The sequence below is a fragment of the Ruegeria sp. BI12 genome (genome assembly GCF_056537985.1).
The window spans coordinates 2,327,660-2,344,472 of sequence record NZ_JBQFSL010000001.1 but is presented as its reverse complement, the minus strand read 5'-3'; the positions used below and the strand labels follow the sequence as shown (position 1 = coordinate 2,344,472).

The 16,813-nt window shown below is 57.8% G+C and carries 22 protein-coding genes and 1 other RNA gene; 10 read left to right on the top strand and 13 right to left on the bottom strand.

The window, feature by feature from the left end:
* Window positions 1-6 precede the first annotated feature (6 nt).
* The 5 genes from ACR0AK_RS11855 to ACR0AK_RS11835 all read right to left on the bottom strand — a co-directional run bounded on the left by ACR0AK_RS11855 (window position 7) and on the right by ACR0AK_RS11835 (window position 5,326).
* Window positions 7-1,152 carry an SPFH domain-containing protein gene (locus tag ACR0AK_RS11855; protein ID WP_170558804.1) on the bottom strand — a complete coding sequence of 382 codons (1,146 nt, stop codon included), beginning with the start codon at window positions 1,150-1,152 and terminating at the stop codon, window positions 7-9.
* A gap of 21 nt (window positions 1,153-1,173) precedes the next feature.
* Window positions 1,174-2,100, bottom strand: coding sequence for a DUF2927 domain-containing protein (locus tag ACR0AK_RS11850; RefSeq protein ID WP_480793433.1), 927 nt, complete (start codon window positions 2,098-2,100; stop codon window positions 1,174-1,176).
* Window positions 2,101-2,143: 43 nt separating this feature from the next.
* Window positions 2,144-3,334 carry a toxic anion resistance protein gene (locus tag ACR0AK_RS11845; RefSeq protein ID WP_170558801.1) on the bottom strand — a complete coding sequence of 397 codons (1,191 nt, stop codon included), beginning with the start codon at window positions 3,332-3,334 and terminating at the stop codon, window positions 2,144-2,146.
* A gap of 30 nt (window positions 3,335-3,364) precedes the next feature.
* Window positions 3,365-4,279 (bottom strand): 5-bromo-4-chloroindolyl phosphate hydrolysis family protein, encoded by a 915-nt coding sequence (locus tag ACR0AK_RS11840; protein WP_480793432.1) that lies wholly within the window; start codon window positions 4,277-4,279, stop codon window positions 3,365-3,367.
* A 174-nt stretch (window positions 4,280-4,453) separates the two neighbouring features.
* On the bottom strand, window positions 4,454-5,326 hold the full coding sequence (locus tag ACR0AK_RS11835) for a pseudouridine synthase (protein ID WP_480793431.1): 873 nt from the start codon (window positions 5,324-5,326) through the stop codon (window positions 4,454-4,456).
* On the opposite strand from ACR0AK_RS11835, the gene ACR0AK_RS11830 reads away from it, so the two are divergent.
* The gene (locus ACR0AK_RS11830; protein WP_480793430.1) at window positions 5,325-5,774 is read left to right on the top strand and encodes a nucleoside deaminase; all 450 of its coding nucleotides are present in this window, start codon (window positions 5,325-5,327) and stop codon (window positions 5,772-5,774) included. The two genes, ACR0AK_RS11835 and ACR0AK_RS11830, sit on opposite strands and share 2 nt — an antisense overlap.
* Before the next feature lie 2 nt (window positions 5,775-5,776).
* Here ACR0AK_RS11830 and ACR0AK_RS11825 read toward each other — a convergent pair whose 3' ends face one another.
* Entirely contained in the window at window positions 5,777-6,469 is a 693-nt protein-coding gene (locus ACR0AK_RS11825) for a metal-dependent hydrolase (RefSeq protein WP_480793429.1), read from the bottom strand.
* A 60-nt stretch (window positions 6,470-6,529) separates the two neighbouring features.
* Here ACR0AK_RS11825 and ACR0AK_RS11820 point away from each other — a divergent pair, with 60 nt between their 5' ends.
* Window positions 6,530-7,186: a ceramidase domain-containing protein gene (locus ACR0AK_RS11820; RefSeq protein WP_480793428.1), complete on the top strand. Its 657-nt coding sequence runs from the start codon at window positions 6,530-6,532 to the stop codon at window positions 7,184-7,186.
* On the opposite strand, the gene ACR0AK_RS11815 is transcribed toward ACR0AK_RS11820, so the two are convergent.
* The gene (locus ACR0AK_RS11815; RefSeq protein WP_480793427.1) at window positions 7,177-7,740 is read right to left on the bottom strand and encodes a DUF4202 domain-containing protein; all 564 of its coding nucleotides are present in this window, start codon (window positions 7,738-7,740) and stop codon (window positions 7,177-7,179) included. The two genes, ACR0AK_RS11820 and ACR0AK_RS11815, sit on opposite strands and share 10 nt — an antisense overlap.
* A gap of 139 nt (window positions 7,741-7,879) precedes the next feature.
* Window positions 7,880-8,032, bottom strand: a complete 153-nt coding sequence (locus tag ACR0AK_RS11810) for a hypothetical protein (RefSeq protein ID WP_480793426.1) — start codon at window positions 8,030-8,032, stop codon at window positions 7,880-7,882.
* Between the two features lie 248 nt (window positions 8,033-8,280).
* Between ACR0AK_RS11810 and gatC the strand changes: the two genes are divergently transcribed.
* The 5 genes from gatC to rnpB all read left to right on the top strand — a co-directional run bounded on the left by gatC (window position 8,281) and on the right by rnpB (window position 11,910).
* On the top strand, window positions 8,281-8,568 hold the full coding sequence (gene gatC / locus ACR0AK_RS11805) for an Asp-tRNA(Asn)/Glu-tRNA(Gln) amidotransferase subunit GatC (RefSeq protein ID WP_058275619.1): 288 nt from the start codon (window positions 8,281-8,283) through the stop codon (window positions 8,566-8,568).
* 3 nt (window positions 8,569-8,571) lie between these two features.
* A complete protein-coding gene (gene gatA, locus ACR0AK_RS11800) occupies window positions 8,572-10,059 on the top strand; it encodes an Asp-tRNA(Asn)/Glu-tRNA(Gln) amidotransferase subunit GatA (protein ID WP_480793425.1) in 1,488 nt (495 codons plus the stop codon).
* 40 nt (window positions 10,060-10,099) lie between these two features.
* The gene (locus ACR0AK_RS11795) at window positions 10,100-10,798 is read left to right on the top strand and encodes a hypothetical protein (protein ID WP_170558781.1); all 699 of its coding nucleotides are present in this window, start codon (window positions 10,100-10,102) and stop codon (window positions 10,796-10,798) included.
* On the top strand, window positions 10,749-11,459 hold the full coding sequence (locus ACR0AK_RS11790; protein ID WP_480793666.1) for an N-acetylmuramoyl-L-alanine amidase: 711 nt from the start codon (window positions 10,749-10,751) through the stop codon (window positions 11,457-11,459). The genes ACR0AK_RS11795 and ACR0AK_RS11790 overlap by 50 nt, the downstream gene beginning before the upstream one ends.
* Window positions 11,460-11,510: 51 nt before the next feature.
* Window positions 11,511-11,910: RNase P RNA component class A (gene rnpB, locus ACR0AK_RS11785), an RNA gene on the top strand.
* An 8-nt stretch (window positions 11,911-11,918) separates the two neighbouring features.
* Here rnpB and ACR0AK_RS11780 read toward each other — a convergent pair.
* The 3 genes from ACR0AK_RS11780 to ACR0AK_RS11770 all read right to left on the bottom strand — a co-directional run bounded on the left by ACR0AK_RS11780 (window position 11,919) and on the right by ACR0AK_RS11770 (window position 13,811).
* Window positions 11,919-12,251: a GYD domain-containing protein gene (locus ACR0AK_RS11780; protein WP_058275623.1), complete on the bottom strand. Its 333-nt coding sequence runs from the start codon at window positions 12,249-12,251 to the stop codon at window positions 11,919-11,921.
* A gap of 68 nt (window positions 12,252-12,319) precedes the next feature.
* On the bottom strand, window positions 12,320-13,162 hold the full coding sequence (locus tag ACR0AK_RS11775; RefSeq protein ID WP_480793424.1) for a DUF2182 domain-containing protein: 843 nt from the start codon (window positions 13,160-13,162) through the stop codon (window positions 12,320-12,322).
* 13 nt (window positions 13,163-13,175) lie between these two features.
* Complete coding sequence (locus tag ACR0AK_RS11770; protein WP_480793423.1) at window positions 13,176-13,811, bottom strand: DUF1326 domain-containing protein; 636 nt, start codon at window positions 13,809-13,811, stop codon at window positions 13,176-13,178.
* A 316-nt stretch (window positions 13,812-14,127) separates the two neighbouring features.
* Between ACR0AK_RS11770 and ACR0AK_RS11765 the strand changes: the two genes are divergently transcribed.
* Both ACR0AK_RS11765 and rpmG read left to right on the top strand, forming a co-directional pair.
* Window positions 14,128-14,832, top strand: a complete 705-nt coding sequence (locus ACR0AK_RS11765) for a DUF533 domain-containing protein (RefSeq protein ID WP_480793422.1) — start codon at window positions 14,128-14,130, stop codon at window positions 14,830-14,832.
* A 126-nt stretch (window positions 14,833-14,958) separates the two neighbouring features.
* Entirely contained in the window at window positions 14,959-15,126 is a 168-nt protein-coding gene (gene rpmG / locus ACR0AK_RS11760; RefSeq protein WP_058275626.1) for a 50S ribosomal protein L33, read from the top strand.
* On the opposite strand, the gene ACR0AK_RS11755 is transcribed toward rpmG, so the two are convergent.
* Window positions 15,119-15,337 carry a hypothetical protein gene (locus tag ACR0AK_RS11755; protein WP_170558771.1) on the bottom strand — a complete coding sequence of 73 codons (219 nt, stop codon included), beginning with the start codon at window positions 15,335-15,337 and terminating at the stop codon, window positions 15,119-15,121. The genes rpmG and ACR0AK_RS11755 overlap by 8 nt on opposite strands.
* Here ACR0AK_RS11755 and ACR0AK_RS11750 point away from each other — a divergent pair.
* Complete coding sequence (locus tag ACR0AK_RS11750) at window positions 15,336-15,842, top strand: hypothetical protein (RefSeq protein WP_170558769.1); 507 nt, start codon at window positions 15,336-15,338, stop codon at window positions 15,840-15,842. The two genes, ACR0AK_RS11755 and ACR0AK_RS11750, sit on opposite strands and share 2 nt — an antisense overlap.
* Before the next feature lie 166 nt (window positions 15,843-16,008).
* Here the strand turns inward: ACR0AK_RS11750 and ACR0AK_RS11745 are convergent, their stop codons facing one another.
* Complete coding sequence (locus ACR0AK_RS11745) at window positions 16,009-16,785, bottom strand: Bax inhibitor-1/YccA family protein (RefSeq protein ID WP_170558767.1); 777 nt, start codon at window positions 16,783-16,785, stop codon at window positions 16,009-16,011.
* Window positions 16,786-16,813 lie beyond the last annotated feature (28 nt).

Below are 16,813 nucleotides of genomic sequence, written 5' to 3'. Positions count from 1 at the left end.
CCGAGCCTAAGCTCCCGGCGGTGGTGGCGGCAAGATCGTGAACAACTGCGCCAATTCCTGAACATCCCCGGCCTTTTTCCAACCGTCCTGACCCGCTGTCCAGACATGAGTGTCGCGCGTGATCTCACCATCTGTCGCCATACGACCCATCTTGGCCTTGGAAAACGGCCCGCTGGTTTGCCCGTCCACCGCGATATGCCAGACATGCTCAACCGGAGGAGGTGGCGGTGCCGCATGCGCCGCCGGTTGCGGGGCAGCGGGGGCGGAACTGCCCCACGGGCCGCTTGGTTGACCCGCTGCCATGTTCGACATCTGCTGTGCCATGGCCATGCCCATTCCCATGCCAAGACCCGCGCCCATTCCGCCGCCCTGACCAGGGTTGTTTGCGGCAGCAGTCATTGCTTCGGCGGCGGAATACTGGGTGAACTTACCCAGATCGCCCGCCAATCCCATCGACGTCCGCTTGTCCAGCGCAGCCTCGACCGCAGGCGGTAGCGAGATGTTTTCGATGTAGAACTCGGGCATCTCAAGCCCGTACCCTTCCAGAACGGGCGACACTTCGGCGGCGATAAGCTTGCCCAGATCGGCGGTGTTGGCGGCCATGTCCAGCACCGGAATGCCCGATCCTGCGATCACGCGGCTGAACTCCTGCACGATGATGTTTCGGATCTGAAAGCTGATTTCATCCATGGTGAATTCACCATCGGTGCCGACGATTTCTATCAGGAACTTCGCGGGGTCCTTGACCCGGACCGTGTATGTGCCAAAGGCGCGGATACGGGTCGGTCCGAACTCCGGATCGCGCAGCATGATCGGGTTCTTGGTGCCCCATTTCAGATCATTGAAACGCGTTGTGTTAACGAAATAGATCTCGGACTTGAAGGGCGACTGAAACCCGTGATCCCAATGCTGCAGCGTCGTCAGGATCGGCATGTTGTTGGTCTCAAGCATATAAAGTCCTGGCGTGAACACGTCTGCCAGTTGTCCCTCATGCACGAATACCGCTGCCTGCCCTTCACGCACCGTCAGTTTGGCGCCGTACTTGATCGCATGCCCTTCACGCTCGAAACGCCAGACCATCGTGTCACGTGTGTCGTCGACCCAGTGAATGACGTCGATAAATTCTCCGGTCAGAAAATCGAAAATACCCATTGGGGTCTCCTTTCCTTGGGCTCAGAGCTGCTGGCCCATCAATTCGCGAGCAATAATCCGGACCACCGGGCGGGCGTCTTCAGCCGTAACACCGGGTTCAAGGCGCGGGTCATAAAGCATTGTCAGAAGTTTTTCGTCATGGCTGGTCAACAGCGCAAACTCATCATTGTCGTTGAATATCGAAGGCCGTGCGGCAGGGCTGTCGTTGGATAACCCAAGCCCTTGCGCGATCTCTTCGTGAATGCAGCTGCGGCGGGTAAGGTCCGGCAGTTCAGCCCGGATGAGCGTGACAGCCCGCACAAATTTATACGGCGAGTTTTTGGTGGGAGACGCAAAAACAAGACAATCGATATTGGCACGCGGGTTCGCTACCAAATCTAGGGAAGGCATGCTGATACCGGGGATCAGCTGTTTCAAACGTTTCACCACATAGGCGCTGTCATCCTTGCCTGCAAAGAAGACATGGAAGTTAGCCTTGCGATTGACGACCGAGATCGGGTGATCCGTCAGCTTACTCAGCCGCTCCGCGAACGCCTCGACCTCAGCCGCGTCTTTTGTGCGTATTTCGGGTGCCACGGATGGGGCGAACTCGGTCTGTATCCGCACGGGCCCTGCCCACCGGCTAAGCTGTCCGTCCGTTCGCCGAATGCGCGTGGTCACAGCGTGATCGGGGTATTCGCTGTAAAATGCTATGGCCTCGAAATTGCGGGCCAAATCGTCGGCGTCGTAGGGTGTATCAGGTCCGCCTCCGTCCACGCGCAACATGTCACGGGTTAGCAGGTCACGTTCGACCCGCTCGTAAAACCGGGCCAGATCCTGACTTGCGGCGGACGGGGGAACATAGGCGTTTGGTGCCGGCGCAGGTGCCACCGGGCGCGGCTGCGGGGCAACCGAAGATGTCAGCGCTTCATCGCAATTGGCCAGCGCCAACAGTGCCACTACGCCCATCAGGGGTTTCAGATATCCTGGTATCCGCACGCCTAGCCTGCCTTTAACTAGAAACCGCAGTTCCAGCGTTGTCGCCGACCCCGTCTTTGCGGGCCTTGGCCGCGGCAAGGGTGTCGCGCAGCTCGGTCTCCATCTTCTGCAATTCCTGTTCGGCAGCGGCGCGTTTGGCTTTGCCCTCGTCGGCAATTGCCAGGCTCTCGTTGATCGTACCGATCAGATCGGCATTGGCTTGCTTGACTGCTTCGATATCAAATACACCGCGTTCCATTTCCTCGCGGATCATTTTGTTCGACTGGCGCAGGTTCGCCGCGTTCGAAGTCAGCAGCTCATTCGTCAGGTCATTCGCATCGCGCACGGCCGAAGCTGCCTCGGCGCTGCGCTGGATGGTAACGGCCTGCGCCAGTTGTGTTTCCCACAGCGGCACTGTGTTGACGAGGGTCGAGTTGATCTTGGTCACCAGCGACTTGTCGTTTTCCTGTACCAACCGGATTGAGGGAAGCGACTGCATGGTCACCTGACGGGTCAGCTTCAGGTCGTGCACACGCCGCTCCAGATCGTCTCGGGCGGCCCGCAAGTCACGTAGCTCTTGCGCTTTCATCACTTGTTGGTCTTCGGGTGCGGCCTGAACTTCGGCTTCTTTTTCAGGGATGTTCTGGCTGTCCAGTTCAGTCAGTTTTTCCTCACCTGCCGCTATGTACAACGCAAGCTCATCGTAGAAACCCAACGTTTTTTCATACAGCAAGTCCAGTGACTTGATGTCCTTCAGCAGCGTATGCTCGTGACCCAATAGGTCATCGGTGATCTTGTCGATCTGACCCTGAACATCTTCAAATTTAGCGGTGAACTGGGCAAAAGGCGCGGCTTTGCCCAACAGTTTTTCCCACCAGCTGCGTTCGCGCCGGACGTCCAGCTCACTTACCGAAAACCCACGGATCGTGGTCACGATGTTGCGCAGGCTATCCCCGGCAGGTCCGACATCCTTGTTGCGGACATCGGCCAGCATCGCTTGGCTGATTTCCTGAAGTTCCGATTGGGCAGATGACCCGAACGCGACGATCGAGTTGGTGTTGCCCATGTCGATCTCGTCCATGCGCTTGCGGATCTCGGCGCTGACAGGTTCGTCGGCTTCCTCAAGCGAGACGATTTCGGCGGTCGGGTCGGGCAGGGCTACGGCCGTCACTTCCTGTACCAACGTTTCAGCTTCGACCGCCTTGTTCTTGATGTCATCGGACATGGGGGTAATCCTCTCTCAAATTGTGGCCGGTCAGTCCAACCGGACGCCTTCGCGTTGCAGCCTTTCGCGCAACACATCAATTTCAACCGTCAGATCACTGCGGTCATCCAAAAGCATCTTACGGGTTCGAGCCGCGAAATTCTGTTCAAGATCATCCAGCAGAGCTGAATAATCTTCCAACGTCTTAGCATCGCGTGTGCGGGCGTAAACATCTGCGAATTTGACTGTCGCGTCACGCGCACCCTGCAAATAAACGGTCAGGTACTTTCGTGCTCCGGCCAGATCGCGCGGGTCTTCCTCGACCGTGCGGAACAGTTCGCGGGCAGTGTCCTGAAACCGTTCAACCCGCGCCTCGATCCTGCGATCACCCGCGCGTTTAATGGCGTCGGTCATTTCGGACAGGTGCGTTTCGGCGTCTTCAACTACGCGGGCAACGCGGTCTTGCTGAAAGGTGTCGATGCCCTCCATACCCTTGTCTTTCATCGGATCAATTCCGAATGAGACAGAGTGCAGGGCGCCAGCCACCAAGCCAAACAGGATCGGAGCAACAAGGCTAGCCTCAGACGCTGTGGCTGCATCCAGAAATTCTGTGCGGTATGCGGCCATCCCGATCCCGAGTCCGGTCAGGAGGCTGGAGAATACTTTTCTGGGAAACGCCGGACGACGCGCGGTGCGCCGGGCATTATAGGCAGACTCGGCCCGCAACCCTTCACGCAAAAGGAATGCCGCGCCGGTCAAAACGCCGGCTGCAATCAGCCCGATTGTCATGCCAACTGCGCCGTCGTTCAGTGACAGGAACACCAAGGGGATCGCGGGCAAGAACAAAAGGTTGGCGCGGGCGCCAGCAGGTTCGACGCGTGCGCCGTCAAACTGGCCACGCGGGTTTTGGTCTGGCTGTGCCGAGTCGCCTTGAGGGCTGTATTTTCCGCCATACCGTTTGGTCATGCGCTCACAAGCCCCCTAGCAGGCCAGTGCACACGCCAAGCATTAGTGCCAACAGCACAACATAGGCTAATTTTTGCACTCCGGTCCCGGACATGGCGCCCCCCAAGTATGTCCCTTGTGGAAATCTAGGCCATGAGAGGCCGTGGCGCTAGGGGGAAGGTTGCCTAACCTGCGTCACTTGCGAGGTTTCTTGCCGATTGGGGGTCGTTTTCGCTGTGGTCGCGCGGGTCGTTTTGCCGGTGCGTCAGGCTCTGCATCCAGACCCAGTTGATCCCGCATGACCCGGCGCCGTATTTCTTCGACCTCACCGGGTTTCAGGCTTCCCAGTTGGAACGGGCCGTAAGATACGCGCAGCAGTCGGTTCACCGCAAAGCCAATATCCTCGATCGCGCGCCGAATTTCGCGGTTTTTGCCTTCGCGCAGACCAATGGTCAGCCACGCATTAGCGCCTTGCTGGCGATCAAGCGTAACAGTCATGGGCTGAAAACGCTCACCTTCGATCACCAGGCCTTTGCGCAAGGGATCGAAATCCTCGTCCTTGGGGCGGCCATTTACACGCACGCGGTATTTGCGCAGCCATCCTGTTGCTGGCAGTTCCAGCTTTCGCTTGATCCCGCCATCATTGGTCAACAGCAGCAAACCTTCCGAGTTCAAGTCCAGCCGACCGACGCTCATGACCCTCGGCATGTCCTCAGGCAAATTGTCGAAGATCGTCGCGCGCCCCTTTTCGTCGCGGGTCGTTGTCACAAGACCCGAAGGCTTGTGATACAACCACAGGCGCGACGGTTCCGGTTCGGACACCGGTTTGCCGTCGACGATGATCTTGTCTTTTGCAGTGACGTTCAGGGCGGGGCTGTCGATGGTCTTGCCGTTTACGCGCACACGACCGGCTTCGATCATGCGTTCGGCTTCCCGACGCGAGGCGACGCCTGCGCGGGCAAGGACTTTGGCGATCCGGTCGCCGGGAGGAGGGGTTTTGGTCATCCGCAGCCCATAGCGCATCCCGGCCGCTTGCGAAAGGCGGGTTTCTGATGCAGTCAGGGGCATGGTGTTCAGATCGCACATGGATAAGGCGTTGGTTGAAGCGCGCGCTGCGGGATCGCGCGGCGAAGTGCCTGTGGGCGCTGTTATAGTCGGACCCGATGGCCAGATCGTGGCCTCTGCGGGCAACCGCACCCGAGAGTTGAATGACCCTACAGCCCACGCCGAGATCCTGGCCGTGCGCGCAGCGTGTGCTGCGGCCGGATCCGAACGTCTGCCGGGTCACGACCTTTACGTCACGCTGGAGCCGTGCGCCATGTGTGCAGCGGCCTTGGCAGCGGCACGTATCCGGCGCATTTACTATGGTGCCGCCGACCCGAAATCAGGCGGGGTCACTCATGGCGCGCGCGTTTTTACCCACACGCAAGCGCACCACGTGCCAGAGGTCTACGATGGTATCGGCGGACAGGAGGCTGCCGACCTTCTAAAAGAGTTCTTCGCCGCGCGGCGATAACTCTAAAGGTTGATGGTCTTCATCACTTCGGGTTCGATGACATCGACTCCCGGCAACCCGTCGACTAGCGCTTGAGCCGATTGTTCTAGGATCGGGAAGGTCTTGTAATGGCAGGGAATCACGGTTGTGAAGTTAAAGTAACGCTTTGCCGCGTAAGCCGCGCCCTTCATATCCATTGTGAAATGGCCGCCTGCTGAAAGGATGCCTATGTCGGGTTTGTAGTAATCCCCCATCCAATCCATATCGGCCATGATGTCTGTGTCGCCAGAGACATACAGCATGCGCCCTTCCGAGGCGATCATGAACCCGACCTCGCTGCCGCCGGTGCGCAGACCGTCTGGCGTGGAAAAGGTCGAACTGTGCGAGGCCGGAACCATCGACACTTTGACACCGTTCAGGTTCACGGTTCCGCCTTTGTTGTATCCGATGGTTTCCAGCCCTTCGGCTTCGCTCCAATACCCCATCAAGTCGTATTGTCCGACTACGGGAACGTTCAGGTGCTTCGCCAGCGACACGACATCGGCGACATGGTCGAAGTGCGTATGGGTCAGAAGGATATGGGTCGCTCCCGCCAACGCGCGGTCATGCTGTTCTTCGGACAAAACCGGGTTACCTGTCAGCCACGGGTCAATAAGCAGAACCTGCCCACCGGTTTCGATGCGGAAACTGCCGTGGCCAAGCCAAATGATGTACATGAATTCATCCTCCCAAAACAAACTGTTGGCATCAACTTAGCATCGGCTATGTAAAAGTTCATGGATTGGTTGCAGGAAATAGATGGTTATTGCGAGCGCGTGTCGCCCGCGTATTGGGCGGAGCCAGTAAACGCGGTGACCAACGCCGCATTTCTGATTGCGGCCTTTGTTATGTGGCGACGTGTTCGTGGGCAGGGGATGCCGTTGGCGATGCTGTTGGTGGTCGTTTTGGCCGCCATCGGCGTGGGCAGCTATCTGTTCCATACTCACGCGCAGGTCTGGGCTGCCATGGCGGATGTTCTGCCTATTTTGCTGTATATCCTGATCTATATTTTCGCGATCAATCGTGACGTCTGGCACATGCGACCGCTTGTGGCCGGGATTCTGACGGCCCTGTTCATTCCTTATGCGGCAGCGACAGTACCCCTGTTCCAGCTTGTACCGGGGTTGGGTGGGTCAGCCGCCTATGCTCCGGTGCCGCTATTGATCCTGATTTATGCGTACTTGTTGCGCCGCCGGGTGCCGGACACTGCCCGTGGTCTGGCAATTGGGGCAGTGATTCTGATCGCCTCAATCACCTTTCGCGCGATGGATGAACCCATTTGTGGGCAGATCCCATTGGGAACGCACTTCATGTGGCACATCCTGAACGCCATTATGCTCGGCTGGATGATTGAGGTGTACCGCAGACACCTGGCCCGCGCGGTTCAGGCCTGAAACGCGGCGGCAAGCTCTGCGGGCAGGTCGAATTCGGACAGCACACGTGCGCGGCCTTGCTCAGACATTTTGCGCGCCGTTTTTTCGACGATGCTTTGGATTTTCTCGGCCGAGTGCTTCTCGGCAAAAGGTTGAAAGTACCATTTGAGGAAAACAAAGCAGATGACATCCTCAAGCGCCTGAACCTCGTCGTTACGCTTGATACCTTGCTTGCGCAGCATCCGACCGGCAGATTCGACATCATCGGCGCTATAGCCGCCGTGTTCCATCAAGCCCATCACAACGTCAGCATGATGGACACCCTGTGCTTTGCGCCATGCAAGATACCCCGCGCGCCCTTCGGGATATTCGTTGCGTGCCAGTTTCCACCGTTCTACATGCTGGCCTCGTGCGGCAATCTGCAATGGGTCGGACGCGTCAGGGAACAACCTGTCCAACTCGGCGCTCATGCGCTGCGCATAAAGCAATTCGACCGGCTGGCCGTCTTCTAGGTTGGGGTCTTTTGAGTTGGCCGCATCAATCGCGTCCAGAACAGCTTGCTTGCGCGCGTTCATCTTCCGCTCCGTTGGCTTGCCGGATCTGCGGGACAGACCGGCGGGTCATTTAACGCCACCGTAGCGGTTTGCTGCTCGGGGTGCAGCAGGCAATTGCCGGGCCGGGGCAAATGGACCCGACCCGGATTTGCGGTCCAGTTTACTTGCCCGGCTTGGCCTGATCCTTAGTGACAGGTTCCGAAACCTGATCGGGGAACATCAGGCTACGGGTCAAGGTGTCCATGCCTGGGCCAAACGCGCCCGCCTGAGCCTGTGCCGCAAAAATTGTCGTGGCCAATACAAAAGCAGTCATGAGCGTTTTCATCGTTTTTCTCCATATAAGGCTGTGCCGTGCATATGAAGTGAACAGTTCAGTTCATTTTTTCAAGATGTGAAATGAACTAAATAGTTCACTTTTTTGCATAGGGGGTATGCGGAAACGATTGGTCTTGTCGGAATTATGGGCTTTGCAGTCGATCCAAGGGTGGATCAGGGCCTCGGCGGTCTTGCGACCCGGCGACCAGACAGGTAAATGCCCCCTAACGCATATGAGGATATCCGATGTCGATTGACCAAAGCAACGCCGCCAAGGTGGCCAAACTGGCCCGGATCAAGGTCGAAGATGACGCGCTGCCTGCGCTGGCATCTGAATTCAACACTATCCTTGGGTTCATCGAACAACTCAACGAAGTCGATGTGGAAGGTGTCGAGCCGATGGTTTCGGTTGAGCCGATGCGCCTGAAACGTCGCGAAGACGTGGTCACCGACGGGAACCAGCAAGACAAGGTGCTCGCCAACGCCCCTGATGCGCGCGAAGGGTTCTTCGCAGTTCCCAAAGTTGTGGAGTAAGACATGAGTGATTTGAACAAACTGGGCCTGGCCGAAGCGCGCGATGCGTTGCGCGCCGGCGATGTAACCTCTGTCGAGCTGACCGAATCCTGCCTGAAAGCAATCGACGACGCGGACGCGCTGAACGCTTTTGTTCACAAAACGCCAGAAATCGCGCTGGAGCGCGCCAAGGCGGCGGACGAGCGGATCAAGGGCGGCAATGCACCATCTATGTGCGGCCTGCCGATCGGCATTAAGGACTTGTTCTGCACCAAAGGCGTGCCTTCACAGGCGGCTTCAAAAATCCTTGAAGGTTTCAAGCCTGAATACGAATCCACAGTATCCCAGCAGTTGGCCGACTCCGGCGCAGTGATGCTGGGCAAACTGAACATGGACGAATTCGCCATGGGATCGTCCAACGAGACATCGGTTTACGGCAACGCGGTCAGCCCTTGGCGCCGCGGCAATGACGACGCACAACTGACACCCGGTGGCTCATCCGGCGGGTCGGCCTCGGCTGTGGCGGCAGACCTGTGCCTGGCCGCCACCGGCACTGATACAGGCGGTTCAATCCGTCAACCTGCAGCGTTTGTAGGTATCACTGGTATCAAGCCGACCTATGGTCGTTGCTCGCGCTGGGGCATCGTGGCTTTTGCGTCCTCGCTGGATCAGGCGGGTCCGATGACCAAGAATGTGCGTGACGCTGCGATCATGCTCGAGGCGATGTGTGGTCATGATCCCAAGGATTCGACCAGCACGGAACTGGCGGTTCCGAACTTCGAGGCCATGCTGACCGGCGATATCAAAGGCAAGAAAATCGGTATCCCCAAGGAATACCGCATGGACGGGATGCCAGCTGAGATTGAAAAACTCTGGGCCGAAGGCGCCGAGATGCTGAAAGCAGCGGGTGCTGAAATCGTCGACATTTCGCTGCCGCACACCAAGTATGCGCTGCCCGCATACTACGTGATTGCACCGGCCGAAGCGTCCTCGAACCTCGCCCGTTATGACGGTGTCCGCTATGGCCGCCGCGCGCAACTGGCGCAAGGCGATGGCATTACCGAGATGTACGAAAAGACCCGTGCCGAAGGCTTTGGCCACGAAGTGCAGCGTCGAGTGATGATCGGGACTTATGTGCTGTCGGCAGGGTTCTATGACGCTTACTATAACCGAGCCCGCAAGGTGCGAACCCTGATCAAGAAAGACTTCGAGGATGTCTTTGCCGCGGGGATCGATGCGATCCTTACACCGGCGACCCCGTCGGCGTCGTTTGGATTGGGCGAGATGACCGAGGCGGACCCGGTACAGATGTACCTCAACGACGTCTTTACCGTGACGGTGAACCTGGCGGGCTTGCCCGGGATCTCGGTTCCCGCAGGTCTGGACCAGCAGGGCCTGCCGTTGGGTCTGCAGCTGATCGGTCGCCCGTGGGACGAAGGCGATTTGTTGAACACAGCCTACGCACTGGAAAGTGCGGCCGGGTTTGTGGCCAAGCCGAGCAAATGGTGGTAATCCTCAGATCAGGCAAGACCAGCTAAGACGGAGCAGCTGAATGCGCTTTACGCTTCTGATCCCCGCAATCGGGCTTGTGGCCGCCTGTAACACGGTGGCCCCGGTCCAGGGTACAGGATTCAACACGCCTCAATATCAGGCGCAGCGCGAGGCGGCGCTAGCCGGACAGGGCTATACCGGCAACCCGTTGACTGGCCCTGCTGAGGTTTCAGAACAACAATTGGGCGCACCCGGCAGCACTCCGACTGGGGATAACGCTGATATCGCGTCGGCAACCGCGGCTGCATTGGCCAACACTTCGGGGCAAAGCACGTTGACGCAAGCCCCTCTGTCCGCCGCCAGTAACAATGCGATCTCCGACGAACAGGATTTTGCGGCTGTATCAGGACGTCGCACGATCGAAAACGACGCGGCCCTGATTCAACAGAACCGCCAGACCTACGAAGTCGTCACCCCAACTGCTGTTCCGCAGCGCGGATCGGACGGCCAGCCCAATATCGTGCAATACGCTCTAAGCACTTCGAATCCAGTTGGTACACAGCTCTACAGCCGCGCTGGTTTCAATCTTGAGGCCAAGGCGCAGCGGAATTGCGCCAAGTTCCCGTCGCCTGACCAAGCTCAGATCGAGTTTCTGGCCAACGGAGGCCCGCAGCGTGATCGCAACGGTCTGGACCCGGATGGGGATGGGTATGCCTGTGGCTGGGATCCAAGTGCATTCCGCAGTGCCGTCAACAACTGATCCGCAAGCGCCAATCTGGCACGCTTCGCCTAACTTCGGACCACGCAGGGACGGGCTGAAGCCGTCCCTGATCGTTTTGCACTATACCGCGATGAACAGCGCGCAAGAAGCGCTGGACAGGTTATGCGACCCTGTCCACGAAGTTTCGGCGCATTACTTGATTGGGGGCGACGGGACACTCTGGTACATGGTGCGAGAAGAGGACCGCGCCTGGCACGCAGGGGCCGGAGAATGGAGCGGTCAGAAGGATATCAACTCCCGTTCGATCGGCATCGAGCTGGACAACACCGGCAGGCACCCGTTTTCAGACCTGCAAATGCGCAGGCTTGAACAGTTGTTGCCTCAGATCATGCATCGCTGGAGCATTCGGCCATACGGTGTGATCGGTCATTCCGACATGGCACCCGGACGCAAATTTGATCCCGGACCGCGATTTGACTGGCTGCGGCTCGAGCGCAACAAACTGGCCGCGCCGCGCGGACAAAACGATGGCCCGCTAGATGCGCCGATGGATCAGTTTCGAATCCTGGCACAATCCGCCGGCTTCAGCGCTGACGTAGACGACGAAACTTTGCTGTCCGCCGTTCGCCTGCGATTTCGTCCTTGGGCTACAGGTCCGTTGCAGAAGGCCGATTTCGCACCTCTGACCGCCCAATCCTGATCCGCTCTGCGCTCTTGACGCTGCCTGTCACAAGGCATACCCACCGCTTGCGCGGAGGGCCGGATGGCCGCTGGGGCCGCAAGGCCCGAGAGGAAAGTCCGGACTCCACAAGACAACGGTGCCGGGTAACGCCCGGGCGGGGCAACCCGACGGAAAGCGCCACAGAAATCAGACCGCCCCGGACTTCGGTCCGAGGTAAGGGTGAAACGGTGGGGTAAGAGCCCACCGCGCCGCTGGCAACAGTGGCGGCACGGCAAGCCCCACCGGGAGCAATGCCAAATAGGGTCCCCGCGCGGGCCGGTCGGCGTAAGCCGATACCGCCGCTAGGCACGTCCTGGCCAAGAGGGACCGGGTTGGCAGCTTGAGCCGCGCAGCAATGCGCGGCCTAGAGGAATGGTCATCGAAGGGGGCAACCCCGGAACAAGATCCGGCTTACAGGCCCTCCGCGCATAACTCTGTTCACTTACCGGGCGGCGTGTAAGCCCCGGTCAGCTTGGCGGCCTTCTTGGTAATGGCGGCAAAGTCCTTCGCCTTCCAGGCGCGTACTGTTTCAACGTTTGATACTGCACCCGAGGCCGCAACGGCCATTCCAATTGCTACTGCGTCAGTGCCATCCGGAACTTCACTTACGACCACCACGTCATTTTCGCCGGTCGTCATGTAAAAAGCCAAAAGCTTGCCGCCGACTTTTTTCAGCAACGCCCGGACGGCCGCCGTGCGGTCTGCAGGCTTCTTCAGCATTCCTTTGACGCCATCCTGCGAGTAGGTCGCGTAAGTTATGAAAATAGGCATAAGTCTTCTCCTTGTTTCAATGGTTTGGAACGCTGAAATTGGCCTGTTCCGCGGCCTGAAAACGGGATTTAAAAAATGCTCATAAGGGCGTCCAGGACGATCCAGAAACCCACTGCGATCAGCCCAAGACCGGTCAGTGTGGGCAACCATCGTGCACCCGGCAGCAGCTTTTCCAATGCGACGTAGACCGCAATTCCGGCAATCCAGTACAGGTTCATGATCCCGCCGACGAACAGCAGCGCCATCAAGGCCCAGCAACAGCCAAGGCAGTACAGCCCATGCAGCGCGCCGGTTCGGAACGCGCCAAACGCTCCGGGTCGGTGATGATCGGCAATGAACCGGGCAGGGCTTTGACAATGCCGCAGACAGGCGGTCTTGAGGTCCGACAACTGGTACGCGCCTGCCATGATAAGGACGCAACCGGCGAATGTTTTGGACCGAATTGTCATCATTGGACCGTCAGACAACCCAACACTTTCGAGGCCCCATTGTAGTCCCGTCGCGGCCACGCTGAAAAAAGCCCAGGCGATCAGATAACCCGTCAGAAAGTAAAAGCTGAACTGCGCTGCCTTGTCCCGTTCGGGCCCCGCGCGTTTTATCGCTGAATACAGCAGGACCGCCGGGGCGGCGCTGGGGGTCATCATCGCAATCATCATGACCCACCACATCAGAAAGATCAGCGTTGCGTATTGCAGGTCCCAAACGGGCGCTACGCCCATTTGCATGGGCTCTCCGATCGGACCCGCCATCCGCGTCATCTCGGTAGCGGTCATGCTCATGCCGATCCCGGCGATGGTATACCAGGCCGAAACCAAAATGATCAGCGATACGCCGGACAACACGATGACCCGCTCACGCCGCAAAAGCCGCTCGACCGCCCCAGTGCGGGGCGGTGTGGGATTGGATGTCATGATGAACCCCGGATCAGGCGCCCAGGACACCGTGGCCCGAAATGTTCAGGTGGGCCAAATGAGCGTGCGTTGCGTCGAAGGTCACGCTGATTTCACCGCCATGCGTTTTGGCAGAGCCCGAGGCAGCTTCGGCGTGCCGGTATTCGAACCCGTTTGGCAACTGAATAGACGCCCGGTGCGCCGCGCCCGATACGATATGCGGAATAGGGCTGACCTCGACATCAAAGATGCCTGCCGCATTGGCAAATCCCGTGCGTTCGTCGCGATCCCAGTTCAGCTCAATGGGCACAAAGAGTGTTTCGTATTTGGTCGGGGCCATAGCGCTGTATACATACCACATCGTCGCCATTTCATCGGTATCTTCCCCGGTCATGATGGCCTGCAGTGCCGCGCGCTGATCGGCGCTGGCGTTTTCATCTATGATCAGTTGCATTTGACCGTTGCCCTCATGGATCGGGCCCGGCCAATAGTAAACACCAGCCGCCCTTACACCGGCCAGATCGGTGTCCCCATAGTGGCCGCTTTCGATGTCGAACACGACGACCGCTTCGCAATTGCCATGCGTGGGAAGAACACTGAACTGGCAAGGACAACCGAAGTTGCAGTTACAATTGGCCAGTTCTTCGCCCTTAATGGTCCATTCAGTCATGATGCCCCCTAAACAATATCAATCGTGCAAAGCCTGCTTGCACGGTTGCTTGCCTGTTCATGGTGCCTCGAAGAACGAGCCAGAAATTGGCTTCTTTGGATTGTTGATGGCGCGTTAACTATCACAAATTCGAATTTCTGACAAATTAGGCCTGAGTTTGTGCGGGAATACGCCTGTTTCGCGTTCACTCGGTGAAGCGACGCCTCAGTTGATCGGATTCGCGCTAGCGTCGGAGCATCTGCTTTATCAGCGGATTATTGAGTCACAGGTATCTGCTATATAGCGGAAACGTATTTTGAATACTGGGAGGATTGTTATGAGCTTCATGAAGGCATTGGCGTCGGTTGCAGTTGGATTTGCTGCAGCAAAAGGCATGGAAAAGTACAAGCAAATGGGCGGGATGGCCGGTCTGCAGGATATGATGCAAGGAGCTGGAGGCGGCTTTGGTATGGATCAATTGGGCAAGATGGCAGAACAGTTCGGGATGCCAGGTGGTGCCGGTGGGCTGCAAGAGATGATTGGAAAGCTTGGCATGGCCAACCCAGCCGGTGCCGCTGGCCTTGGCGGCCTGATGAATGCCATGCAGGGGGCCGCAAAGACAGGCAGCCAGCAGACCGTCGACATGATGGAAACGGTGTTCAAAGGCACGCCGGGCGGTGCCGCGATGGAGGAGCAGGCCAAGCTGATGCTGCGCGCGATGATCCAGGCAGCCAAAGCGGACGGAGAGCTGGACGCGCAAGAGAAGGAGACTATCTTGGGCGAGTTGGGTGACGATATCAGCGACGAAGAACGCGCCTTTGTTCAGGATCAGTTGAACAGCCCGATTGATGTGATCGGATTGGCTGCTGATTCCGGTGCGCCACTGAAAATGCAGGTCTATGCGACGTCTCTGGCGGCGATTCGTCTGGATAATCAGCGCGAGGCATCTTACCTCGTGCAGCTGGCCACGGCGCTGGGATTATCCGATGCCGAGCGCGACCAGATACACACGTATATGGGTGCGCCAACCCTTTCGACCTAAGCCTGATCCCCAAACCGGAGGACATGTGCCTGATTGCCCTTGACACGAGCCGTGCAAGGCGTAAAAGCGCACGCTCATAGGAATTCAACCGAAAGGCCCCTGCCTTTTCGGACGCAGGAGATAACCATGGCGAAGCCGACGACAATCAAGATCCGTCTGAACTCGACCGCGGGCACGGGCCACTTCTACGTGACCAAGAAAAATGCTCGCACCATGACCGAGAAAATGATCGTTCGTAAATACGATCCGGTCGCTCGGAAACATGTCGAGTACAAGGAAGGCAAGATTAAGTAATCTGCCGTCCAACTTGGACAGAATACAAAAGGGTTTCGCTGATGCGGAACCCTTTTTCTTTGTGCCTGCGGCTGGGTGAATTGCCGGGGATCAGGAATTGGCCGTTGCAGTGGCGCATCAGCGCAACGGCCATTCGACAGGGCGGCGGGTTGCTTTTTGGGACACCTTGACCATACGCTTCAGCAAATCGTTCCAAAATGTTGGTCGCCATGAAAAAAATCTTGTTATCCACAATTGCCGTTTTCGCCTTAGCGGCATGTGAAGACCCCTATAACCGCTCGGGCGTTGGCTTCACGGGCATAGACGGAGAACCCCGGACCCTCTCGGATGTTCCGGGTGCAGTCTCGTTTCTTCCTGTCGCCACGAACGTTCCGGCCGAGTTGGCTTTGTTGCCAGCCATACCGGTCGTGACTGATCAGACCGAAGCGGAGAAAGTAGCCCGAGTCGCGATCGACAATGGCGGACGCAGTGATGGCAACTCAGTTGTATTGACCGGTTCGGACATGAACATGTACCTGAGCACCGTCAGCGTGAACGGAACCTTGTTTGGTGTGCTTCGGACGGAAAATAACAGCACTCGCGTGGACAACGACATCGGCGCTGCCTTTGGTCAAAACACTGAACAGTTTACGGGATGCTTGCCAGCGGGTGAAGTATACCGCAAGGGATCTTCGTCGCGTAGCTCGGGATTCGCGATCGCTCTGAACTGCAGCTAATCCAACCACAAGTTACTAGTAAAGAAACCTTCACCATGTCGGTGAAGGTTTCTTTGTTTTTGGGCTCCTAAGCCCGCTCGTTACTCTGGGCATGATACGATAAAGTGAGGCAAATAAAAAAGGCGAGCCAATCGGGCTCGCCTTTCAATCCGAATTCCGGCTTGTCTTATTCGCGGTTGCCGAACAATTGCAGCAGGAACATGAACATGTTGATAAAGTCCAGATACAGGCTCAGCGCGCCCATAATTGCGGCTTTACCCAACCATTCCTGGTCGCCCGAGTGGGCCATTTGCAGGTAGGTTGTTTTGATCTTCTGGGTGTCATAGGCGGTCAGGCCAGCAAAGATCAAAACGCCGATCACCGAGATGGCATACATCATTGCGGGTGATTGCAGGAAGATGTTCACAACCATCGCCACGATTAGGCCAATCAGACCCATGATCAGGAATGTGCCCATTCCGGACAGGTCTTTTTTGGTCACGTAGCCATACAAGGACAGCCCTGCGAAGGCGATCGAGGTGATTAGGAATACCTGAATGATCGACATGCCGGTAAAGGCAATGAAAATCCAGCTGATCGACAAGCCCATGACGGCCGCAAAAGCGTAGAACACCAACTGCGCCGCCGCAGCGGAAAGGCGGTTGATGCCGGCGCTAAAGCCAAAGATGAACGCAAGCGGCGCAAACATGATCACCCAGCGCAGAGGCGAGGTATAGATCGCGGCGCCCAGCGACGTCAGATAGGTGCCCGAGGTGATTTGCCCGGCTGCTGCCGACGGGTCGGTTGTCGTGGCAAGGCCGGAAATGGCCCAGGCTGCCATGAAAGTAATCAGCATGCCGACGGACATGGTGCCGTAGACTTTGTTCATATGGGCGCGCAGGCCCTCGTCAATCTGGGCAGCGCGCGCACCGGTCGCCGTCCGGATCGTGTCAAATTGTGCCATTAAGGGTCTCCCTTCGCATATTTCTTGT

What these genes read in the sequence shown, in the direction of transcription:
- ACR0AK_RS11855 (WP_170558804.1), bottom strand. Translation starts at nt 1,152, where the DNA reads ATGGGTATTTTCGATTTTCTGACCGGAGAATTTATCGACGTCATTCAC.
- ACR0AK_RS11850 (WP_480793433.1), bottom strand. Translation starts at nt 2,100, where the DNA reads ATGGGCGTAGTGGCACTGTTGGCGCTGGCCAATTGCGATGAAGCGCTG.
- ACR0AK_RS11845 (WP_170558801.1), bottom strand. Translation starts at nt 3,334, where the DNA reads ATGTCCGATGACATCAAGAACAAGGCGGTCGAAGCTGAAACGTTGGTA.
- ACR0AK_RS11840 (WP_480793432.1), bottom strand. Translation starts at nt 4,279, where the DNA reads ATGACCAAACGGTATGGCGGAAAATACAGCCCTCAAGGCGACTCGGCA.
- ACR0AK_RS11830 (WP_480793430.1), top strand. Translation starts at nt 5,325, where the DNA reads ATGGTGTTCAGATCGCACATGGATAAGGCGTTGGTTGAAGCGCGCGCT.
- ACR0AK_RS11835 (WP_480793431.1), bottom strand. Translation starts at nt 5,326, where the DNA reads ATGCCCCTGACTGCATCAGAAACCCGCCTTTCGCAAGCGGCCGGGATG.
- ACR0AK_RS11825 (WP_480793429.1), bottom strand. Translation starts at nt 6,469, where the DNA reads ATGTACATCATTTGGCTTGGCCACGGCAGTTTCCGCATCGAAACCGGT.
- ACR0AK_RS11820 (WP_480793428.1), top strand. Translation starts at nt 6,530, where the DNA reads ATGGATTGGTTGCAGGAAATAGATGGTTATTGCGAGCGCGTGTCGCCC.
- ACR0AK_RS11815 (WP_480793427.1), bottom strand. Translation starts at nt 7,740, where the DNA reads ATGAACGCGCGCAAGCAAGCTGTTCTGGACGCGATTGATGCGGCCAAC.
- ACR0AK_RS11810 (WP_480793426.1), bottom strand. Translation starts at nt 8,032, where the DNA reads ATGACTGCTTTTGTATTGGCCACGACAATTTTTGCGGCACAGGCTCAG.
- gatC (WP_058275619.1), top strand. Translation starts at nt 8,281, where the DNA reads ATGTCGATTGACCAAAGCAACGCCGCCAAGGTGGCCAAACTGGCCCGG.
- gatA (WP_480793425.1), top strand. Translation starts at nt 8,572, where the DNA reads ATGAGTGATTTGAACAAACTGGGCCTGGCCGAAGCGCGCGATGCGTTG.
- ACR0AK_RS11795 (WP_170558781.1), top strand. Translation starts at nt 10,100, where the DNA reads ATGCGCTTTACGCTTCTGATCCCCGCAATCGGGCTTGTGGCCGCCTGT.
- ACR0AK_RS11790 (WP_480793666.1), top strand. Translation starts at nt 10,749, where the DNA reads ATGCCTGTGGCTGGGATCCAAGTGCATTCCGCAGTGCCGTCAACAACT.
- ACR0AK_RS11780 (WP_058275623.1), bottom strand. Translation starts at nt 12,251, where the DNA reads ATGCCTATTTTCATAACTTACGCGACCTACTCGCAGGATGGCGTCAAA.
- ACR0AK_RS11775 (WP_480793424.1), bottom strand. Translation starts at nt 13,162, where the DNA reads ATGACATCCAATCCCACACCGCCCCGCACTGGGGCGGTCGAGCGGCTT.
- ACR0AK_RS11770 (WP_480793423.1), bottom strand. Translation starts at nt 13,811, where the DNA reads ATGACTGAATGGACCATTAAGGGCGAAGAACTGGCCAATTGTAACTGC.
- ACR0AK_RS11765 (WP_480793422.1), top strand. Translation starts at nt 14,128, where the DNA reads ATGAGCTTCATGAAGGCATTGGCGTCGGTTGCAGTTGGATTTGCTGCA.
- rpmG (WP_058275626.1), top strand. Translation starts at nt 14,959, where the DNA reads ATGGCGAAGCCGACGACAATCAAGATCCGTCTGAACTCGACCGCGGGC.
- ACR0AK_RS11750 (WP_170558769.1), top strand. Translation starts at nt 15,336, where the DNA reads ATGAAAAAAATCTTGTTATCCACAATTGCCGTTTTCGCCTTAGCGGCA.
- ACR0AK_RS11755 (WP_170558771.1), bottom strand. Translation starts at nt 15,337, where the DNA reads ATGGCGACCAACATTTTGGAACGATTTGCTGAAGCGTATGGTCAAGGT.
- ACR0AK_RS11745 (WP_170558767.1), bottom strand. Translation starts at nt 16,785, where the DNA reads ATGGCACAATTTGACACGATCCGGACGGCGACCGGTGCGCGCGCTGCC.